Genomic DNA, 19,851 nt, shown 5'->3' with positions numbered 1-19,851 from the left:
TTATCGACCAAATAGAAGATATTGCAAGTATTGAGGCCGAGATCTGATTTTAGACTTGGAAAGATTTCTTTATAATGACGCCCTTATTAATTGGCTGGTTTTCCAGAAAAAAATTTACAAGTTAGCCTTGGATAACATATGAACAACGATTTTGAGAAAGATTTCAATTTAGGAGGGAGTGTAGAGCGAGCTCTTTCTGGCAAGTATGAACTAAAAGCGGGTGCTGTTTTTAGTGAGGCTTGGCGCACGACCATTCAACAATTTTTGTCCTTCTCGCCAGCGATCATCTTGTTGCTTTTCGTTCAGTTGGGCATCTTCTATATCGCATTGCAACTTCAATTAGGTGACCCAGGTGTGATTCTTGATGCGTTGCAAGACCCTGAGTCTTTTACCACTGACATCGTCTCTGCTATTTATGTCGCTAACTTTAGTTACGAAGTGATCAGTGCGCCAATTTATGCGGGTATCAGTTTGATGGCTATGAGCCATGTCGCTGGGTTGAAAACAAAAGTACGTCACGTTGGTAAAGGCCTACAATTCACGGTGCCAGTGATTTTAGCGACGCTATTTAGTCTAATGCTGCAGGGCGTAGCTGGGATGATTTTTCCTCTACTATCGTTATACCTTTCTTTAGCTTTTAGTCATTCTATCTTATTGATTTGTGAGAAAAGAGTGCCACCAATGCAATCATTACTATTGTCTCTTCGTGCAGTCAACAAGAAGATTTTTGTTCTTGCAGGGCTTTACTTGGGCGTGATGTTGATGTTTATTATTGCTGCAATGTTCTACGGAATTGGCTTGATCTTCGTGCTACCGTTCTTCTTCCATTTGAAGGGAATCCTGTACCGCGAAATGTTTGGTATCAAGTTAAAGATCGTAGCGGCACAGCAAAATGATAACGATCACGATGGTAACTCTCAGGTGTTTGATGCCTAAATCTTTAAAATCAATGAGTTTACGAGTGGCGGCTATCACAATAGCCGCCACTTTTGTTTCTGTAGGACCATATTTGCACTACGACCGCGAATATCGCAATGCGATTGAGTCGCAGGTGGTACACGGCCCGGTAACACACCCAGACTTGTCTAACCTCCCTTATATTGGTGACATTCCTGATTTCAACTCGATTAAGGACACGAAAGATAAGAAGACAGCGTTCTTTGACTTCCTTCGTCCGAAAATTACTTTAGAAAATCAGCGCATAGAAAAAGAGCGTGCCTTCTTAACGGCTTTGAAACTTGGCGAGTTGAGCTCAGAACAAACTTCATATGCTAAACGCTTGGCTGCACTTTACTCTTATCCATTGCAAGACGAGACGGTAACGGAAGCTTGGTTGGATGAAATGCTTAAGCGGGTTAATGTTTTGCCTGAGGCTTTGGTGCTAACACAGGCTGCGAATGAATCTGCGTGGGGTACCTCTCGTTTTGCAACCGAAGCAAACAACTTGTTTGGTCAATGGTGTTATAAGAAGGGCTGCGGAATCGTCCCTGCGAAACGCGGTGCAGGTAAAACGCACGAAGTAGAGAAGTTTGACACTGTACAAGAGTCTGTACATGGCTATTTTATGAATGTGAATCGTAATCGTGCGTATGCTGATTTACGTGATATTCGTGCGAATTTAGCAGGGAAACACAAGGATTTGTTATCTGTGGCGACGGCATCAGAACTTACTCACGGTCTGCTTGCTTATTCTGAACGCGGTATCGCTTATGTGAATGACTTGCGGGCGATGATTCGTCACAATAACGCTTACTGGACACAATAAAAGAAATAACGGATCGGATGAAGAAGTTAAGCCTAAGTTTACTGGGTAGTGCGGTACTGATCTTGGCATCGCCTATCACTCACGCTCAAGAATACATGTTTACGTATTCTAAACTTTACACGCAATTAAAGAACAATATTAAAGACGGCCATGATGACGTTAGAGTCGGTGTTTTCTTTGTTGATTCTGATACAAAACAATTGTGTGAAATCGAAAAAGCATGGATGGAAAAGGAAGAGCATTTTGAGGAGTTTGTGATACCAACTTCGAAAGAGCTACCGCTTCCTATAGATAAAAACCTAAAGTCAGCGAATCCACTTGTCTTTGTACAAACGCCCAAAGATACGCGCTGTGATTACTCTCTTGTAGTCATGACGAAAGAACCGTTACAGGGTAGCGTTACGTACGAAGAATTGAAGCCTTTGATGCCTCAAATGCAAGCCTTACTTGAAGATCTTGGAGGTATGTTTGCGGGTTGGTTTACGCCACAAGTACAAGGTGTAACCATGGAGTTCGCTAACGAACTTAATGATACTATTACGTTCTCTAATGGGGCTCAAAAAGCGATTGTTAATGGGAAGGTGCAAGTCGCAATCAGTGAAATTGGCGAGGGTGGTCATATGACATTACCTCAACCAACGACTCGTGTATTACCTTATCTACCGAATGCAAAAAAATAAGCATAAGAAACCGAAGAAGAGCTGCAATTGCGGCTCTTTTTTTGTTTCTAACGTTCATGACGCTGTTTTTGAGTGCATTTATTGATGAGTCCGTCACACAAACATTTAATCCTGCGCAAAAAGCTCGTATAATCCTCGCCCCATAGAAATCCAAGTTAGGAAGCCCTAGTCGATTTATCGGCGATGTGAGAGCCCGCAATGAACCAAGTAGATACAAGAAAAGAAACCCTAGAATTCAACAAGCTTCAGAAACGTCTTAGAAGACATGTTGGAAATGCCATTACTGATTACAACATGATCGAAGAAGGCGATGTTGTGATGGCATGTATTAGTGGTGGTAAAGATTCATTCGCGATGCTTGATATCCTGTTGAACCTACAAAAGGCAGCGCCTATCAAGTTTGAAGTTGTCGCAGTTAACCTTGACCAGAAACAGCCAGGTTTCCCTGAGCATATTCTTCCAGACTACTTTGAAACGCTGAACATTCCTTACTACATCGTAGACAAGGACACTTACTCAGTGGTTAAAGAGAAAGTGCCAGAAGGCAAAACAACTTGTGGCCTATGTTCACGTCTTCGTCGTGGTACACTTTATTCGTTCGCAGAGAAGATTGGCGCGACTAAACTGGCGCTTGGTCACCACATGGATGACATTGTAGAAACAATGTTCTTGAACATGTTCCATGGCTCACGCCTTAAAGCGATGCCACCAAAACTTCGTTCAGATGATGGTCGTAACGTAGTTATCCGTCCACTGACTTACTGTCGTGAAAAAGACCTAATCAAATACGCAGAACATAAAGAGTTCCCAATCATTCCTTGTAACTTATGTGGTTCTCAAGAGAACCTTCAACGTCAATCGATTAAAGCGATGTTGATCGATTGGGATAAGAAAACACCTGGTCGCGTAGAAGCTATCTTCAAGTCAATCCAGAACGTAAGTCCAAGCCAGCTTGCTGACCGTGAACTCTTCGACTTTGTAAACCTACCACTGGACCGTGAAGGAAATCGCGAAGAATACGAATTCAGTGAAGCAGTGGTATCTTCGACAAACATCGACGAATCAATGTTTATCGATGTAACCAACATCTAATTCGAAAAGAGGAGGCGAAATAAGCCTCCTTTTTAATTTGCGTGCCTTAAGGCCGTGAACAGAATAAAAAATCCCCCAACGAGTGGGGGATTTTCATTTCTATATCATTTCAAAAACAAGCGCTGTTATGTCGCTGTATTCGGATCGAGCGGACTGATGTAACCGTTTGGTTTTAATGCCAGTACGTCGCAATTGATTTTATCAATCACATGCTCAGCAGTGTTACCAATAAACACCGCAGAAAGCCCCGTACGACCTGTCGTACCAAGAATCACCATCGCTGCACTTAGTTTTTCTGCTGTTGCTGGGATAATGTCTTCTGGCAAGCCTTGCTCGACGATCGTTTGCTCTTCATCAAGACCATGTTTCTGGCGAAGTGCTTTCATTGCGGTTAAATGATGCCCACGTACAGCGTCTGTATAGGTTGTAGGATCAAATTCCGGCAACTCAATTGTAATGTTGGCTGGCGTAACAGGGTACGCATTAACAAGGTACGGGTCGGCATCAAGTCGGTTACTGATTTCTTTAAGACGCTCTACCATCGAATCATTCAAGTCAATATGTGTTGGATTTTCCGAACCAACATGAACAGAAGCGAGTATCTTCGCATGCTCAGGCCAATCAGCGTTCTTAATTAAAAGTACAGGGATAGGGCACTTACGCAACAAATGCCAATCTGTAGGAGTGAAAATGACGGATTCTAGAACGTCGTGCTTACGCGTTCCTTTAATAACGATGTCGTGACCGCCAGCAAAGACTTCAGCGATAATCGCTTCATAGGGGCGATTATGCCAAACAACACAAACATCAAAGTCGAAGCTATCGTCTAAATACGGTTGGGCTATCTTACGCATCCATTGTTCACGTTGGTGGATAACACCGCGACGCATAGCATCTCTTTCATCGACCGACAGCATTGAGGTCATGTCATACGAAAAATCGTAGATTGACAGAAAGAAAGTGATTCGGCTTCTGGATACACTTTTTCGAGCGAGTTGAACCGCTCTTGCAAGTGCTGGCTGCTCATCATTATTGATGTCAGCAACAACAAGGATCTTACTGTATATACTCATATCTAAGCCCACTTATTATTGTAAAACCAAATACTGAATATAAAGTAAATCAGTATATTGGAGTACACAAGGTACATTTTTACTGTAGCTCAGTTTGAAGAAGAATTTGAGGACTTTCGAAGGGATTTTAGAAGAAATATGATGTAGCTCATTTTCGAGCTACATCAATTGATAGGGCAAATTAGTCTTTGCTAACGCCTGCAAGTTCCATCAATGCATCGTGATCTAAGATGGTGATGTACTTACCTTTTACGCTCAGAATTTCAGATTTCTGGAAGCGGCCAAGTAAACGGCTAATGGTTTCTACCGTTAGACCAAGATAGTTACCAATGTCACCACGAGTCATGGTTAAACGAAATTCACGAGGACTAAAGCCGCGCTGGGAAAAACGTGTTGATAGGTTGTACAGGAATGCAGCAAGACGTTCTTCTGCATTCTTTTTAGAAAGAAGCAGAATCATTTCTTGGTCGCCTTTAATCTCGTTACTCATCAAACGCATGATTTGTTGGCGAAGCTTAGGCATTTTTCCTGATAGGTCATCAAGGATTTCGTATGGAATCTCACAAACCATAGAAGTTTCCAGCGCTTGAGCAAAACTTGGGTGTTGGTCACCTGTTATTGCGTCAAAACCTACAAGGTCACCAGCTAAGTGAAACGCAGTGATTTGCTCATCGCCTTGCTCTGTAATGGTGTAACTCTTTATCGTGCCAGAGCGGATAGCGTACAGAGATTTTAGCTCATCACCTGCTTTAAAAAGCTCTTGGCCTTTTTGGATTGGCTTTTTACGCTCGATGATTTGATCCAACTGATCCAGCTCAGACTCGTTTAGAGTGAACGGAATACACAGTTGGCTAATGCTACAATCTTGGCAATGAATCGCGCAACCACCTGATTGGATACGCTTTGTTGCAGGTTTTTCAGAAATCATAACAACCTTTCACTATTTGATATACATCAATATTTTATCACCGCTTACTTCTAAAGGGTAGCAAAAAAATTATTGAAAACGACTTTCATACTATATGAAACCGAGCATTCGCATAGCTCCGGCGGCAGTATACACGCCATAAGTTATTAAGATTAACGCTGAGATGTTTCTAAATATTAACGACTTTTGCAACTTCTGAAAGTGGCTCGCTCCGTATCCGATCGCGAGCATCGATGGAAGAGTACCGAGACCAAATGCCAGCATGATCATCCCGCCACTTAATGCGCTTCCTGACACTGCTGACCAAGTGAGAGCCGAGTACACTAAGCCGCACGGTAACCATCCCCAGATAAACCCAAACGGCAGGGCATGTAAAGGGTGTTTGAGTGGGAGTAGGCTCCTACCGGCAGGTGAAATCAATTTCCAAAGGGACTGCCCAAGTTTTTCAATAATCAGCAGGCCTTGCCACCATTTAGCAATATATAAAGCAACCAAAATCATGAATATAGCCGCAATAAAGCGGAGCCACGCTAATGATTGGGTTAATCCACTCAGTTCAGACAAGCCAGAAATAGCCCCACCAACCATTGCTCCAACACAACCGTAGCTAGCGAGGCGTCCAATATTGTAGAAGAGAGGGATAACGGGTGAAGGCTTAGTGTTTTTTGTGCCCATAGAGAGTAGTGACGCGATACCACCACACATCCCCATACAATGACCGGCTCCGACCAAGCCAATCATAAAAGCACCGATAAAATCTGGACTCATAGAGTAACGTTACGGTTTTTTGTTATTTGGTTTTTCATCTTCATCGAGAAGAATGTTGTGGCCTTGTCGCTCTAGATCTTCAAACTGATCACTGCGAACGGCCCATAGGAAAATAGCAACCGCCACACAGACCAAAACAATGGCGATAGGGATTAAAATGTAAAGACTTTCCATGTTAGCTCTCTTACTTCACTTCTCTTTAAGCAGTCGCAATGAGTTGGATACTACAATGATAGAACTCGCAGACATTCCAACAACGGCAACATAAGGTGCGACAAGACCTGCAACTGCCAATGGCAAAATTAGCAGGTTGTAACCTAAAGACCAAGCCAAGTTTTCTCGGATTATCTTTCTTGTACGTATCGCAAGTAATCTTGCTTCTAATAGCTTCTCTAAATTATCGCCTAGAAGGGTCATATCTGCAGAAGCTTTGGCAACATCCGTACCACCACCCATCGCAACGGATAGGTGTGCACCTGCAAGAGTAGGTGCATCGTTAATGCCATCACCGACCATCATAGTGATGTCGTTTTTATCTAGTCCTTGAAGATACGCGAGTTTGTCTTCTGGTTTTGCTGAGGCGATCACATGGTCAATACCCATTTCGTTAGCAACTGGTTGAGCGTTTTGCAAAGAATCACCTGTCAATAGCGTTGTCTTGATACCTGCATCCGCAAAACGCTGGATGAATGCTTTGCTCTCTTTACGAATCGGGTCACGGTAATAGAAGGTCGCAACGTGTTTTTCGTCGACGGAGAGATAGACGGCGTTGCTTTCATCTCGGTTCTCACCAACCACAAAAGTAGCACTGCCGATCTTTACTGTCTTATTGTTCCAATTACCTTGAATGCCAGAACCAATGATGTTTTGAACATTACTTACAGTAACGTCTTCTTGACCAAACCCTGAGAATGCCCGAGCAATAGGATGGTTTGCGTGCGCTTCAAGTGCCGATGCGATCGCAAGTGCTTCACCTTCGTTAAAGCTAGCGAAGGTTTGAGTTTGATTAATTTCGATGTCGCCTTTGGTCAGCGTACCTGTCTTATCTACGACAAGATGATTAATCTTACACAACGTTTCGAAAACATGGCCTTTACGTAGCAAAATACCAAAATCACCCATTCGAGAGGTTGCACAAGTTAGTGCGGTTGGCGTTGCTAAGGATAGGGCGCATGGACAAGTCGCTACCAAAACAGACAGCATAATCCAGAACGCATCATCAGGTTTGGTTTGGTGCCAGTAAAGCCACGTGCCAGCTGAAATGATTAGAATCGCGCCGACAAAATAACGTGCTACTACGTCGGCTATTTCAGCGATTTTAGGCTTAGAATGCTGAGCTTCATCTTGAAGACGAACGATATTAGAAATCATCGAATCTGCTTTTGAATTCGTCACTTCGAGATCGAAAGACTCCTCGCCATTCAATGTACCCGCATAAACGGCATCTCCCGCCTTCTTAACTACATGAACAGACTCTCCGGTCAGCATAGACTCGTCGATATGGATACGACCAGAAATCACTTTGCCATCGGCAGGAATATGTTCGCCAGGAAGAACGCGAATGCGATCGCCGACCTTTAGTGTTTTAACTGGGATTTGTTCACCGTCTAACGTGGTGGCAATCGCAGGGATGAGTTTAAGAAGGTTACCGCTAGCAGCCGCGGCTTTGCGACGAGCACGCATTTCTAAGAATCGACCAACCAACAAGAAAAAAGTAAACATCGAGATGGATTCAAAGAATACTTCACCTTGCTCTGTCACCGTTGCGACTAGACTTGCCACATAAGCAAAGATTAATGCGATGGACACAGGAACGTCCATACCAAGCGTTCGTCCTCTAATACTTCGCCATGCATTGAGGTAAAAGGGAAGCGCAGAATAGAGCAGTACAGGAGTTGCGAAGATTAAGCTTACCCATCGGAAGTAGTTTTTAAACTCCGGCTCTAAATCGCCAAAAACTTCCAGATACAACGCCACTGCTAACATCATTACTTGCATGGTTGCAAGGCCTGCAATGCCTAAGCGATACAGGTATTGCTTCATTGTGTGGTGATATGCGGCTTCTTGTTTATCCGCTTCAAAAGGTGCAGCCTTATAACCGAGTTTGTGAATCACAGAGAGCAATTCGCTAAGACGAACTTGTGTTTTATCCCACGCAAGTAAAGCTCGGTTCGTGGTGGTATTTACACGGATAGACACTAAGCCTTTTACGCCCGAGACTTGCTTTTCGATTAGCCAAGCGCAAGCTGCGCAAGAAACGCCATCCAAGGAAAGCGTGACTTCAGAGGTGTTCTCATTATTACGAACAAACTCCGATTGCACTTCTTCATTATCATAATGAATCAGCGCTTGGAGCTGTTCCGGAACTAAATCTGCTTTTTCAGCTGGTGCAGTGCGGTATTGGTAGTAGGAGACGAGCCCACTCTCGACAATGGTCTGTGCCACAGTTTCACAACCCGGGCAACACATGTCGCGAATTTCACCCAATATTTCTACTTTGAAATCCGTGTTGGCTGGTACATCTTCACCGCAGTGATAACAGGATTTACACATAGACTTACTTCATTAATATTGTTGGTTGTGCAGGGAATTCAACTCGACCTTGAATCATCCATTCTTTGTTGTGTGGTTCAAGTTCAACAAACCAAGGACCTTGAATAGAGTCTTCTTGCGTCAAACGATAGTTGCCTTTCGCATCGGCAGTGAGAAGCTTAGTAAAATCACGGTCTGGCAACGTGCGGTGTGTAAACGTCGCGGTTAGCGCAGGGAAGTGCGGCAGTTCCCCTTTGTTAAAAGAGATAACTACCGTGTTATCATCTGATGAAACGGTAGCGTTAAGGCCAAGGTCTCGAGCGACATTCATTTTACTGATGTCGATGTTGATACCTTTGCCTTTTTTATAGTAATCCTCAGCGACCAAAGATACCGAGTTGTTGGCGAATACGACCACAGTAACGATTGTCCAAATCACCACAGTTAGAGGTAGGATGATCAGGAACCACGGCCAAAATTGTTTATACCAAGGCTTTACCATAAAAAAGTTCTCAACAGCTAAATGAAAAAATGTAAGGCTTTAAATTTAAAGGAAAGACAGCCCCTATGAAAGGGGCTGTTATTGAAATGTTACTTATTGTCAGAGTTGCTTAAACTCCAGACGTATGCCGCGACAAGTTGAACTTTGTCTTCGCCTAGAATGTCCTTCCAAGCTGGCATCACACCAGAGCGACCGTTCATAACTGTTTCTGTTACTGCAGCGCGTGAATCGCCGAATAACCAGTCTTGGTCAGTTAGGTCAGGTGCACCTACAGCAGGGTTACCTTTACCATCTGTGCCGTGACAAGCTGCACACACTACAAAGCGAGCTTTACCAGCTTCCGCTTCACGTGCATTCACTTTACGACCAGATAGGCTTAGCGTGTAGCTTACTACTTCTTGAACACCTTGTTCGCCAAGTGCATCTTTCCACGCAGGCATCTGCCCGATACGGCCTTGCATGATAGTAGTAACAATAGCTGCTGGCTCGCCACCGTATAACCACGCGTCGTCAGTTAGGTTAGGGAAGCCTTTCTGGCCGCGAGCATCAGAACCGTGACATTGCGAACAGTTCTGTAGGAACAAACGTTGACCAACTTTAATCGCTTCAGGATCTTGCGCAATCTCAGGGATAGGGCGTAGACCTTCTGCATTATGAGCAAGTGCACGGAACGCTTCTCCGAAGTAAGCATCTGCATCATCAAGCTCTTTAGCATATTGGTTAAGCTGCTTGTTTTCTTGTGCTCGTGCGATGGCTTCTTTAGATTCTTCCAACGTACGTACGGTTTGATCTGAACTCTGCCAGTTGAGGACGCCTTTAAAGCTACCTAGACCTGGAAATAGAGTTAGATATACAGCTGCAAACACAAACGTGCTCACAAATAAGTATGTCCACCATTTTGGCAGAGGGTTGTTAAGCTCGCGAATACCATCGTACTCGTGGCCCATGTCTTCCCCTTCCTCGACGCCCATTTTATCTTTAGCGCACCAAGTCAAGAGGATCGCACAGCCTACCAGCGTACCGACAGTAATCACGATAATCCAGAGACTCCAGAATGTAGTCATTACTTCTTCACTCCTTGGTTATTTGGGGTCGTTTTTTGTTCTTCGTCTGCAAACACCAAGTTAGCATCTTCTTCGAAACGTGCTTTACGTTTCTTACCAAATGCCCACCATACGATGCCAATGAAACTCGCGAAGAGTACTACGGTATAAATACTATGAATTGTACCGAAATCCATGTAACCCCCTTACTTCATTGCATGACCAAGAGACTGAAGGTAAGCGATGATTGCATCCATCTCTGTTTTACCTTCTACATCTTTAGCCGCATTCGCGATTTGTTCATCCGTGTACGGAACACCGAACTGGTTGCGGAATACTTCTAGTTTCTTCTGCGTCAGTTTGCCGTCTAGTACGTTCTCTTCTAGCCAAGGGAAACCAGGCATGTTTGATTCAGGTACTAGCTCACGAGGATCAATAAGGTGAACACGATGCCACTCATCAGAATAACGTCCGCCTACACGAGCCAAATCTGGACCAGTACGCTTAGAACCCCATAAGAATGGGTGTTCCCAAACACTTTCACCGGCTACAGAGTAGTGACCGTAGCGCTCTGTTTCAGAGCGGAAAGGACGAATCATCTGACTGTGACAAACGTTACAACCTTCACGGATGTAGATATCACGACCTTCCATTTCCAGAGGAGTGTAAGCGCGTAGGTTTTCTACAGGCTCCGTCGTTTGCTTCTGGAAAATTAGAGGAGTGATTTCTACGAGCGCACCCCAACTAATTGCAAAGACGATGAAAATTGCCAACAAACCGACATTACGTTCTAGGATTTCGTGGCGATTATTCGAATTATTACTCATTCTTTAATCTCCTTATGCCGGTTGAGGGATAGCTTTTAGGCTTTCTTTAGGCGCCGTTACTGTTTTGTACGTGTTGTATGCCATTAAGAACATACCGAATAGGAAGATGAAACCACCTAAGAAACGTACGAAGTAGAACGGGTAAGATGCTTCTACAGATTCTACAAAGCTGTAAGTCAGTGTGCCGTCAGAGTTAACTGCACGCCACATTAGGCCTTGCATCACACCAGAAATCCACATTGCTACGATGTAAAGAACTGTACCGATAGTTGCCAACCAGAAGTGAACATTGATTAGACTAACAGAGTACATGCGCTCTTGACCAAATAGACGAGGAACAAGGTGATATACAGAACCAATGGAAACCATAGCAACCCAACCTAGAGCACCGGAGTGAACGTGACCAATGGTCCAGTCGGTGTAGTGCGATAGTGCGTTTACAGTCTTGATAGACATCATTGGACCTTCAAAGGTAGACATACCGTAGAAAGACAACGAAACGATTAGGAAACGTAGGATAGGGTCATAGCGAAGCTTATGCCATGCGCCAGACAGCGTCATGATACCGTTGATCATACCACCCCAAGATGGAGCAAATAGAACCAAAGACATCACCATACCTAGAGACTGAGTCCAGTCAGGTAGTGCTGTGTAATGCAGGTGGTGAGGACCAGCCCAAATGTACAGAGAGATCAGTGCCCAGAAGTGAACAATAGATAAACGGTAAGAGTAAACAGGACGTTCAGCTTGTTTAGGGACGAAGTAGTACATCATACCAAGGAAACCAGCGGTTAGTAGGAAACCTACCGCATTGTGTCCGTACCACCATTGAACCATCGCATCCACGGCACCGGAGTAAATCGAGTAAGATTTACCAAGCGATACTGGGATTGCCATACTGTTCACGATGTGAAGTACTGCTACTGTGAGGATAAAGGCACCGAAGAACCAGTTAGCCACATAGATGTGAGACGTATTACGTTTGACCAATGTTCCAAAGAACACGACCGCGTAAGATACCCATACAATCGCGATTGCAATATCAATAGGCCATTCTAACTCAGCGTACTCCTTACCTGAGGTAAAACCTAAAGGTAGGGTGATTGCTGCGGCTAGGATAATTGCTTGCCATCCCCAAAAGGTGAAGGCAACGAGTGGGCCACCAAAAAGACGTGTTTGACAGGTGCGCTGAACAACATAATAAGATGTTGCGAACAGAGCACTGGTACCAAACGCAAAAATTACCGCATTAGTATGCAGTGGACGTAAACGACTGTACGTCAACCACGGCGTATCAAAGTTTAGCTGTGGCCAAACTAATTGAGCGGCAATCAAAACACCAACAGCCATACCAACTATGCCCCATAAAATGGTCACAAGGGTAAATTGGCGAACGACTGTATAGTTGTAGTTTTGTTCAAGCTGCTTTACTTGGCTCATTTGCATGCTTCCAATTTCTAATTAACTACACTTTACTTCCAACACGACTTGCGTCGTAACACCACCCAAGTAAACTCTAGAATTTAAGTGTTATCATCACTTTATTTCCATTGCTGACTTTAATAAAAAGTGGCATTTTCAGCGAGTCACTATACTTGAATTAACAATTCAATGACAGAGTAGTAACCTTACTAGGCCTCTGGAAATCATTTTTTATTTAAAAAGTTTGAAGTTTGTAACAAGGATATTAGGAATTATGGCTGCACAAAAGTTAACAAAGGCAAGACTTGCACAAATCTTAATCATGCTCAGTCTTTTAATTGGTGCATTTTTCTGGAGAACCTTTACTTATGAGACGAGTAGCGTTGTGGATTGTTCACAAAAACAACGATGTGATGTAACAATCGGAACAGAAAAAATCACGATAAACAAGGGTTCTGATGGCTTTTCGATCGAAAGCACAGAAAATGGCAGTATAAAAATTGATCTAAATCAATCTGGTGAGTTTATAGATCTGTCGGATAAATATCGCCAGAGCAATTGGAGTGATATTTCTGAGACTCGAGTAATTAATTTCAAAATAAGCGAAAACATTGTCCAAGTTCATTTATAAATCAGATCTGACGCGAGATAATGACGCTTCTTTATACAATTATTACTTTATTGTCTAGCGCTATATTGTCGTAATGGTATAACGGTTAAAGATCACACAATAATTAAACTCGTATGCAGTGCCAATCATTATTTACTCATATTACAGACGAATATTTAGCGATTAAGAAATTTCGCACGGAACTCTTTGAAGAGAACCTCTCTCACCTCATCTGCTATTACACAGAGGAGTATGACTTCCGTGCTATTCAATCAGCGTTTCGAGAGCTGTTTCCTAAACAGTCTCTCCACGGTGCGAGCTCGTGTCAGGCAATTATGACCAACCAAGGTTACCATCGTGGACCAGCCATCGCCGTTCTGGCTATCTATGATTCGGGACCACATTCCTATGGTACTGGAATTTCGAAATGTGGTGATTCTGTCGATACTTATGTGGATGAAGCGCTGAACATGGCCTTATCTCATGCTAACCGGCTCGGCGAGGTACCCAACCTTATTCTTTTACATGCCACGCCAGGGAATGAAGAGGCTGTAATTGAAGCGATCGATCAGCGGTTTGGTACTTTGGTTCCCATTATTGGCGGCTCTTCTGCCGACAATAACATAGAAGGGAACTGGTCTATTATAACCACGCAAGGAAGTGAAAAAGCTGGCATTAGCTTAACACTATTTTATTCATCTCAACCTGTCGATATTGCGTTTAGTGCAGGGCATTCCCCAACGGATGTTACGGGAACTGCAACGAAAACCCATAACCGATGTTTATTAGAAATTGACGGTGAGCCAGCACTAGATGTTTATCGAAGATGGACAAACCACCAAAATAATCAACCAGATAACGAACAATTTCTGTTTACTAATGCCAGTGCTTACCCGTTAGGTCGTGTTGCCGGGTACTTATATGAAAGGCCTTATTACAAGCTGTCCCATCCCATTCGCGAGACCTCACACGGTGGCATCGAGTTGTTCACAACTATCGAAGAAGGCGAGCAATTAACGCTAATGAAAGGGAGTAGGGAGCATCTAATTGCAAGAGCTGCAAGGGTTGTGAATGCCGCTTTTAATCAAAAATTAGAAGAGTCTCGAAAAATAGGTGTGATCAATATCTTTTGTGCTGGTCCTATGTTGCACTTAAAGCAAGATATAAACAGTGTTTGCGAACAAATTAACCAAGAATTAGAACACCTGCCTTTTATTTGCCCATTCACATTTGGTGAGCAAGGAAGATTCATTGGTGGTGAAAATGGACATGGAAACTTGATGATATCATCAGCGATTTTCCATAAACCTTATGAAAAATAAATATTTAGAGATATATCAACAAGAAGCGTTGCAAGAAGCGTTAGTCGAACTTAAAGAAGCAAGGCAACGAGAAAAACTTTTGGCAGATGAAAATAAAGCCATTCTATCTGCTATCTCTGCAATGAGTGAGGCTCGAAATCGACACGAAATATTTTCCGGCCTTAACAACGTACTTAAAAAGTACATCAATTTTGATGACTTCATCGTGATCACTCGAGACCATACTAGAGACGCATTTAAAACCTTAATCTCAACAAATAGTGTGTTCGATAACTTAGATTGGTTACAGGGTAGCGTTTCCGAGCGAGCTTTAAACGGTGAGTGTATTTTACTGTTTGAGCCGCTAAGGTTACGTGAGTTTGAAAACCTTAACAGCTTCATACAAAGCCATGTTAATTCAGTTGTCTTAACTGGGATTAGAACCGAGGTAACCCAAAATATCATCTTATTGATCGGTGCTCAAAAAGGGCATTTTAGCATCGAGAACAAAGAGACATTAAGACGCTTTAGCCCCTTAATTGAACGCGCTGTTATAGATATTGAAACCAAAGAGAAGTTACAACGTATCGTTGACGTGCGTACATCTCAACTCGCCAGAGCAAGAGAAGAAGCGGAAAAGGCAAACCAATCGAAATCTGAATTTCTTGCCATGATGAGTCATGAGATTCGAACGCCGTTAAACTCGGTATTGGGAATGTTAGATATACTGCGCCAATCCATGCTTACCGATGACCAGTCCGAAGTCCTTGATCAAATGGAATGCTCGGCAGAACTCCTATTAGCGATCATCAGTGACATCCTTGATTTATCTAAGATAGAGTCAGGCAGCTTTCAATTAAATGAACAGTGGGTTGATTTGAGTGACGCTGTAACATTTGTTATTTCCCAACAAAAACAAGTAGCGACCAGTAAAAATTTGAACTTTAATTTAAGCTTCGGATTAGAAAAAAGTAAACAATATTGGATAGATTCCACCAGGCTTTCTCAGGTGTTGTTCAACCTGATCGGGAATGCCATAAAGTTCACTGACTTTGGTGAAGTTAATGTTACGGTCGAAGAACAAAATAACGAACTTAAAGTTTCAGTTATGGATTCCGGTATAGGTATTCCAAAGGCAAAATTGAATCACTTATTTACTGCATTTCATCAAGGTGATGGATCAATCACGCGTCGTTTTGGTGGTACAGGTTTGGGGCTTGCAATTACCAAACATTTAGTGGAAATGATGCGTGGTTCGATTTCCGTGAGCAGTAAAGAAAATGTCGGGTCTCATTTCTCTATAAGGATTCCAGTTCTCACACGTAATAACCAAGAGCGCCCAGTAAAGATTGAAGCGAACAGACCATCGAAGGCCCTGAATATACTTATTGTCGAAGATACCGAATCAAACCAGTTGGTGATCAAACTGATTCTAAATAAGTTGGGACATAATGTTTGTATAGCAAACAACGGATCTGAGGCCATCAAATTCTTGGAGCAAAATAGCCAAGAACTCGACATGGTACTCATGGATGTTTCAATGCCGGTAATGGATGGCATAACAGCGACAAGACTTATCAGAAAAAAAAGGATTTCAATTCCCATCATTGCTCTGACAGCCCATGCGTTGGAGAGTGATAAGAGAATGTGTTTGAAGGCCGGAATGGATGGCTTCATTTCAAAGCCAGTTCGCAGGCAAGATATTTATGAAGTGATTCAGTCACTAGTAGAAACTGCATAGCTCCTTAATATAGATCTTAACAATCGCAAGATTATTAAGATCTATATTAAGTATTTTATGGTAAATCACCATTATGTTTAATGAACCTAACAACCGATGTCTGAATTTGAAATCTGAGAGGGATAGGAGACCAATGTAGAGAAGATTTGGCGTACGTCTATACTGCATTTAACATAATATACATAATGCGCACTTAGGGTGTAGGCGCAAAGTTGTAATGTCACTATTTACCAAAGTTAAAATGTCTCTTTAGCTCGTAGTCACTAAGCTTTGCTTACAACCAGCTAAGGATGCGTTTAAGATGCTAGTGACTATGAATGATTCTGATATCTATCGTTTTAAAGTAATCCAAGATGTTTGCGATCGTAGGATCCGACGAGTCGACGCGGCAGACATTCTTGATTTGAGTGTTCGCCAAGTTCAAAGGCTTATGAATCGCCTGAGAGAATTCGGTGCTGTAGGATTGACTCACCAAGCTCGAGGTAAGCCAAGTAATAACCGCTATCCCAGTGACTACCGAGACACAGTTTTAAAACTGATTCGTGATCACTATTCTGATTTTTCTCCAACGCTTGCTAGAGAAAAACTATTTGAGTTACATAGCCTTCCAGTATCTAACGAGACCTTACGAAGTTGGATGATTGCAGATGGTTTATGGACGCCTCATTCGCAACGCAAGCCTAAAGTTTACCAACCTCGCTACCGACGTGATTGTTTAGGCGAGCTCGTTCAAATTGATGGCTCTCACCATGATTGGTTTGAAGGACGCGCTGACAAATGTTGTTTACTGGTCTTCATTGATGATGCGACTGGCCGCCTGATGAACTTAAGGTTCAGCGAAACCGAATCGGCCTTTGATTACATGCTAACAACGAGAGAATATCTTAATGAACACGGCAAACCCGTAGCGTTCTACAGTGATAAGCATTCGATTTTTCGGGTGAATCAGGAAAAGCAAAAACAAGTCGGTCAAACTCAGTATGCCCGAGTATTAAAAGAGTTAGGTATTGAACTGATATGTGCGAACAGCTCTCAAGCTAAAGGTCGTGTTGAGCGAGTAAACTTGACGCTACAAGACCGACTTGTCAAAGAGATGCGCTTACAAGGAATTAACACCATCGAAGAAGCGAATGCTTGGCTTCCCTACTTCATTGCCGATTTCAATCGACGCTTTGCTAAGCCGGCAATGTATCCGAAAAATATGCATCGAAAAGTGCGCGAAACCCCACAGGAACTCGACGATATTTTCAGTTGGCAGGAAATTCGTAAGCTCTCTAAATCACTGACATTTCAATATGACAAAGTGGTTTATCTCATTGAGCCAACGGAAGAAAACACTCGCTTAGTACACGAGCACGTCAAAGTCTTAGACTATCCCAACGGAGACATTGCGATTGTGTATGGCCACAGAAAGTTGGAATTTAAAATTTTCGATAAGCTTGAGCATGTTCAGCAAACCCAAATTGTCGACAACAGAAACGCACCAGGAGCAAAAATGTATGGTCCGCCCCGTTATTGCAACTACAATTAAGTAATAACGGAGTTGGTTTGCGCTAATGTATTCGGAGTCCACGTTGGGAACATTAACTTCCCGCTCCACGATGATATCCGCGCCAGATTATCCTTAAAAGCCCCAAAGCAACTAGGTGCTATTTTTTGTATCAGGTTACTAATCTGGCCGTTCGACCGTTTTTGTCATCACGTTCATTGGCGTTGCAAACTTGGTTATGGCTATACAGCCTTAAAAGCTTGGCGGTGGTACAACACCGCCCAAGCTATTCTTGCTAGCTTATTGGCAAGTGCGACTACCACTACATTAAACGGCTTTGTTGCTCGTAAATTGACTAACCAATCTCCAAACACTTTTCCTGTTGTTTCTATCCTAGATAGCACGAATCTCGCTCCATGTATAAATAGAGCGCGAAGGTGTTTGTTCCCTCGTTTACTCATGCCTAATAACTTTGATTTGCCACCCGTTGAATACTGCCTTGGAACGAGTCCTAGCCATGCAGCCATCTCGCGACCTCCACCAAAGTTTGAAGGAGAACTGATATTGGCCACACACAACGTTGCTGTTAAATCACCAATACCAGGAATACTCTTCAAAAGTTCGGCATTTTCATTATTTTCAGTAATCGCTTTCAGTTTTCTATCTTGAGTAGATACTTGCTCATTTAGGTATTTATAGTGCTCATGAATCGAGAGCAACTCAGCGACCAGGCTCGGTGGTAACTTTATATCTTGCTCGGCCAACCACTGAAATAGCGCTTTCATCTTGGCATGGCCTTTAGGAAAACTCAGCCCAAACTCAAGTAGTATTGCTCCAATTCGGCTCATACAAGCCGTTCGTTCTTTGATATAACCATCCCTCACTCGATGGATAGCTGCGATTACCTGAGCTTCCTCTGACTTGGCAGAGACAAATCTCATGCTTGGTCGACTCGCTGCTTCTGCTATCGCAGCCGCATCAATAAAGTCGTTCTTATTACCTTTGACGTAAGGTTTTACATATTGAGGCGGGATAAGTCGAACGCGATGCCCATAGGCTTCACACTTTCTCGCAAGCCAGTGAGCACCACCACAGGCTTCAAAAGCGATGATGGTAGGTTCAAGTACAGATAAGAAACGGAGTAGTTGGCTTCGACTAAACTTACGGCGAATAACGTCTTTGCCAGTGTGATTGTTGCCAACCGCATGAAAGCAGTGCTTGCCTAAATCGATACCTAAGATGTGAATGGTAGACATATGGTTCACCTCGTTCTGAGAGCCTACTCTAAGCGTAGGGCTTGAGAGTGAGGCGGACCATATAATTAGCCCCTAAACGCAGAGCTCAACAAAGAGCGCTTCAGGAACAACTAAGGGCGATAAACCCAGTTCTCATCACACCAAAAACTTTCAAAGCTTCTAACAGTAAAACCTAACTCACCTACTCTATTTTGCTCATAAAGGGACATTTCTACTTGGGAGAAAAGAGGACATTTTAAAATGGGATTGACATAATCTGTTAGAGCAATTTAGTAATGTCCGGTTTTAGCCACTTTAAAATGTCCTCCTAAGATTAACAACATTGTTTGCTTTTGAGGCTTTAACCGATGTTGATTACGATGGGTGAAAAAGATATTTATCGATTTAAGGTTCTGTCTGACGTCCGTGAAAAGCGATTACGTCAAGTTGATGCTGCAGTTATTTTAAATGTGTCTGTTCATCATATCCGGCGTTTACTCAATCGACTCTCCACTTTAGGAGCTCAAAGTCTCGCGCACGCAGCTCGTGGTCGTCCAAGTAACCGACGTTACTCAGAAGATTTTAAAATTGAAATACTTAAGATCATCCACAAGTATTATTCTGATTTCTCACCAACGCTCGCTCTAGAAAAACTCTCAGAGCAACACAACATCGCTGTATCTAAAGAGACTCTGCGTCAATGGATGATCGCCGACGGACTTTGGGTCACACACTCTAAACGCAAGCCCCGAGTTTACCAACCTCGTTACCGACGTGATTGTTTAGGCGAGCTCGTTCAAATTGATGGCTCTCACCACGATTGGTTTGAAGGATCGTGACGCC

Annotated in this window: 19 protein-coding genes and 1 pseudogene; 9 read left to right on the top strand and 11 right to left on the bottom strand. The window is 43.1% G+C overall.

The genetic code is table 11. From position 1 onward, the window contains the following. Window positions 1–138 precede the first annotated feature (138 nt). From ITG12_RS03030 to ttcA, 4 genes are all read left to right on the top strand, one after another. The gene (locus ITG12_RS03030; RefSeq protein ID WP_038875069.1) at window positions 139–936 is read left to right on the top strand and encodes a hypothetical protein; all 798 of its coding nucleotides are present in this window, start codon (window positions 139–141) and stop codon (window positions 934–936) included. Then, complete coding sequence (locus tag ITG12_RS03025; protein ID WP_248873586.1) at window positions 929–1,765, top strand: glucosaminidase domain-containing protein; 837 nt, start codon at window positions 929–931, stop codon at window positions 1,763–1,765. The genes ITG12_RS03030 and ITG12_RS03025 overlap by 8 nt, the downstream gene beginning before the upstream one ends. 17 nt (window positions 1,766–1,782) lie before the next feature. Continuing rightward, window positions 1,783–2,445 (top strand): DUF2987 domain-containing protein, encoded by a 663-nt coding sequence (locus ITG12_RS03020; RefSeq protein WP_038881922.1) that lies wholly within the window; start codon window positions 1,783–1,785, stop codon window positions 2,443–2,445. Between the two features lie 198 nt (window positions 2,446–2,643). After that, the gene (gene ttcA, locus ITG12_RS03015; protein WP_038872920.1) at window positions 2,644–3,537 is read left to right on the top strand and encodes a tRNA 2-thiocytidine(32) synthetase TtcA; all 894 of its coding nucleotides are present in this window, start codon (window positions 2,644–2,646) and stop codon (window positions 3,535–3,537) included. A 125-nt stretch (window positions 3,538–3,662) separates the two neighbouring features. Here the strand turns inward: ttcA and uspE are convergent, their stop codons facing one another. The 10 genes from uspE to ccoN form a co-directional block, all read right to left on the bottom strand. Then, window positions 3,663–4,610: a universal stress protein UspE gene (gene uspE / locus ITG12_RS03010; protein WP_038872922.1), complete on the bottom strand. Its 948-nt coding sequence runs from the start codon at window positions 4,608–4,610 to the stop codon at window positions 3,663–3,665. Window positions 4,611–4,791: 181 nt separating this feature from the next. Then, on the bottom strand, window positions 4,792–5,538 hold the full coding sequence (locus tag ITG12_RS03005; RefSeq protein WP_038872924.1) for an FNR family transcription factor: 747 nt from the start codon (window positions 5,536–5,538) through the stop codon (window positions 4,792–4,794). A gap of 90 nt (window positions 5,539–5,628) precedes the next feature. After that, on the bottom strand, window positions 5,629–6,306 hold the full coding sequence (locus ITG12_RS03000; RefSeq protein WP_038881923.1) for a sulfite exporter TauE/SafE family protein: 678 nt from the start codon (window positions 6,304–6,306) through the stop codon (window positions 5,629–5,631). Window positions 6,307–6,315: 9 nt separating this feature from the next. Further along, window positions 6,316–6,480 carry a cbb3-type cytochrome oxidase assembly protein CcoS gene (gene ccoS, locus ITG12_RS02995; protein WP_010447939.1) on the bottom strand — a complete coding sequence of 55 codons (165 nt, stop codon included), beginning with the start codon at window positions 6,478–6,480 and terminating at the stop codon, window positions 6,316–6,318. A gap of 15 nt (window positions 6,481–6,495) precedes the next feature. Then, the gene (locus ITG12_RS02990; RefSeq protein WP_038881925.1) at window positions 6,496–8,859 is read right to left on the bottom strand and encodes a heavy metal translocating P-type ATPase metal-binding domain-containing protein; all 2,364 of its coding nucleotides are present in this window, start codon (window positions 8,857–8,859) and stop codon (window positions 6,496–6,498) included. Window positions 8,860–8,863: 4 nt separating this feature from the next. Further along, window positions 8,864–9,340: a FixH family protein gene (locus ITG12_RS02985; protein ID WP_038881926.1), complete on the bottom strand. Its 477-nt coding sequence runs from the start codon at window positions 9,338–9,340 to the stop codon at window positions 8,864–8,866. An 89-nt stretch (window positions 9,341–9,429) separates the two neighbouring features. Next, a complete protein-coding gene (gene ccoP, locus ITG12_RS02980; RefSeq protein WP_038881927.1) occupies window positions 9,430–10,404 on the bottom strand; it encodes a cytochrome-c oxidase, cbb3-type subunit III in 975 nt (324 codons plus the stop codon). Next, entirely contained in the window at window positions 10,404–10,580 is a 177-nt protein-coding gene (locus ITG12_RS02975; protein ID WP_009706108.1) for a CcoQ/FixQ family Cbb3-type cytochrome c oxidase assembly chaperone, read from the bottom strand. The genes ccoP and ITG12_RS02975 overlap by 1 nt, the downstream gene beginning before the upstream one ends. 9 nt (window positions 10,581–10,589) lie before the next feature. After that, window positions 10,590–11,210 (bottom strand): cytochrome-c oxidase, cbb3-type subunit II, encoded by a 621-nt coding sequence (gene ccoO / locus ITG12_RS02970; protein WP_038872939.1) that lies wholly within the window; start codon window positions 11,208–11,210, stop codon window positions 10,590–10,592. A 12-nt stretch (window positions 11,211–11,222) separates the two neighbouring features. Next, window positions 11,223–12,650: a cytochrome-c oxidase, cbb3-type subunit I gene (gene ccoN, locus ITG12_RS02965; protein ID WP_033006505.1), complete on the bottom strand. Its 1,428-nt coding sequence runs from the start codon at window positions 12,648–12,650 to the stop codon at window positions 11,223–11,225. Between the two features lie 256 nt (window positions 12,651–12,906). On the opposite strand from ccoN, the gene ITG12_RS02960 reads away from it, so the two are divergent. The 4 genes and pseudogenes from ITG12_RS02960 to ITG12_RS02945 form a co-directional block, all read left to right on the top strand. Further along, complete coding sequence (locus ITG12_RS02960) at window positions 12,907–13,263, top strand: hypothetical protein (protein WP_038881928.1); 357 nt, start codon at window positions 12,907–12,909, stop codon at window positions 13,261–13,263. A 113-nt stretch (window positions 13,264–13,376) separates the two neighbouring features. Further along, entirely contained in the window at window positions 13,377–14,564 is a 1,188-nt protein-coding gene (locus ITG12_RS02955) for an FIST N-terminal domain-containing protein (protein WP_038881929.1), read from the top strand. After that, window positions 14,554–16,284: an ATP-binding protein gene (locus tag ITG12_RS02950; protein ID WP_038872946.1), complete on the top strand. Its 1,731-nt coding sequence runs from the start codon at window positions 14,554–14,556 to the stop codon at window positions 16,282–16,284. Before ITG12_RS02955 ends, ITG12_RS02950 begins: the two co-directional genes overlap by 11 nt. Before the next feature lie 313 nt (window positions 16,285–16,597). Continuing rightward, window positions 16,598–17,761: pseudogene (locus tag ITG12_RS02945) on the top strand (ISNCY family transposase); the annotation flags it as partial. A gap of 254 nt (window positions 17,762–18,015) precedes the next feature. On the opposite strand, the gene ITG12_RS02940 reads toward ITG12_RS02945, so the two are convergent. Further along, on the bottom strand, window positions 18,016–19,029 hold the full coding sequence (locus ITG12_RS02940; protein ID WP_248873584.1) for an IS110 family transposase: 1,014 nt from the start codon (window positions 19,027–19,029) through the stop codon (window positions 18,016–18,018). Window positions 19,030–19,376: 347 nt separating this feature from the next. Between ITG12_RS02940 and ITG12_RS02935 the strand changes: the two genes are divergently transcribed. After that, window positions 19,377–19,847, top strand: a complete 471-nt coding sequence (locus tag ITG12_RS02935) for a helix-turn-helix domain-containing protein (protein WP_081635034.1) — start codon at window positions 19,377–19,379, stop codon at window positions 19,845–19,847. Window positions 19,848–19,851: the final 4 nt, after the last annotated feature.

It is taken from the genome of Vibrio sp. ED002 (genome assembly GCF_023277445.1).
Classification (GTDB): domain Bacteria; phylum Pseudomonadota; class Gammaproteobacteria; order Enterobacterales; family Vibrionaceae; genus Vibrio; species Vibrio jasicida.
Note: the sequence above shows the minus strand (reverse complement) of the source record. Positions and strands in the feature narration are given on the sequence as shown.

Coding starts and splice junctions, on each gene's coding strand:
- ITG12_RS02940 (WP_248873584.1), bottom strand. CDS start 19,029: ATGTCTACCATTCACATCTTAGGTATCGATTTAGGCAAGCACTGCTTT.
- ITG12_RS03025 (WP_248873586.1), top strand. CDS start 929: ATGCCTAAATCTTTAAAATCAATGAGTTTACGAGTGGCGGCTATCACA.
- uspE (WP_038872922.1), bottom strand. CDS start 4,610: ATGAGTATATACAGTAAGATCCTTGTTGTTGCTGACATCAATAATGAT.
- ITG12_RS02975 (WP_009706108.1), bottom strand. CDS start 10,580: ATGGATTTCGGTACAATTCATAGTATTTATACCGTAGTACTCTTCGCG.
- ITG12_RS03000 (WP_038881923.1), bottom strand. CDS start 6,306: ATGAGTCCAGATTTTATCGGTGCTTTTATGATTGGCTTGGTCGGAGCC.
- ITG12_RS02985 (WP_038881926.1), bottom strand. CDS start 9,340: ATGGTAAAGCCTTGGTATAAACAATTTTGGCCGTGGTTCCTGATCATC.
- ITG12_RS03030 (WP_038875069.1), top strand. CDS start 139: ATGAACAACGATTTTGAGAAAGATTTCAATTTAGGAGGGAGTGTAGAG.
- ITG12_RS02960 (WP_038881928.1), top strand. CDS start 12,907: ATGGCTGCACAAAAGTTAACAAAGGCAAGACTTGCACAAATCTTAATC.
- ITG12_RS02935 (WP_081635034.1), top strand. CDS start 19,377: ATGTTGATTACGATGGGTGAAAAAGATATTTATCGATTTAAGGTTCTG.
- ITG12_RS03005 (WP_038872924.1), bottom strand. CDS start 5,538: ATGATTTCTGAAAAACCTGCAACAAAGCGTATCCAATCAGGTGGTTGC.
- ITG12_RS02950 (WP_038872946.1), top strand. CDS start 14,554: ATGAAAAATAAATATTTAGAGATATATCAACAAGAAGCGTTGCAAGAA.
- ccoO (WP_038872939.1), bottom strand. CDS start 11,210: ATGAGTAATAATTCGAATAATCGCCACGAAATCCTAGAACGTAATGTC.
- ITG12_RS02955 (WP_038881929.1), top strand. CDS start 13,377: ATGCAGTGCCAATCATTATTTACTCATATTACAGACGAATATTTAGCG.
- ccoP (WP_038881927.1), bottom strand. CDS start 10,404: ATGACTACATTCTGGAGTCTCTGGATTATCGTGATTACTGTCGGTACG.
- ttcA (WP_038872920.1), top strand. CDS start 2,644: ATGAACCAAGTAGATACAAGAAAAGAAACCCTAGAATTCAACAAGCTT.
- ccoS (WP_010447939.1), bottom strand. CDS start 6,480: ATGGAAAGTCTTTACATTTTAATCCCTATCGCCATTGTTTTGGTCTGT.
- ITG12_RS02990 (WP_038881925.1), bottom strand. CDS start 8,859: ATGTGTAAATCCTGTTATCACTGCGGTGAAGATGTACCAGCCAACACG.
- ITG12_RS03020 (WP_038881922.1), top strand. CDS start 1,783: ATGAAGAAGTTAAGCCTAAGTTTACTGGGTAGTGCGGTACTGATCTTG.
- ccoN (WP_033006505.1), bottom strand. CDS start 12,650: ATGAGCCAAGTAAAGCAGCTTGAACAAAACTACAACTATACAGTCGTT.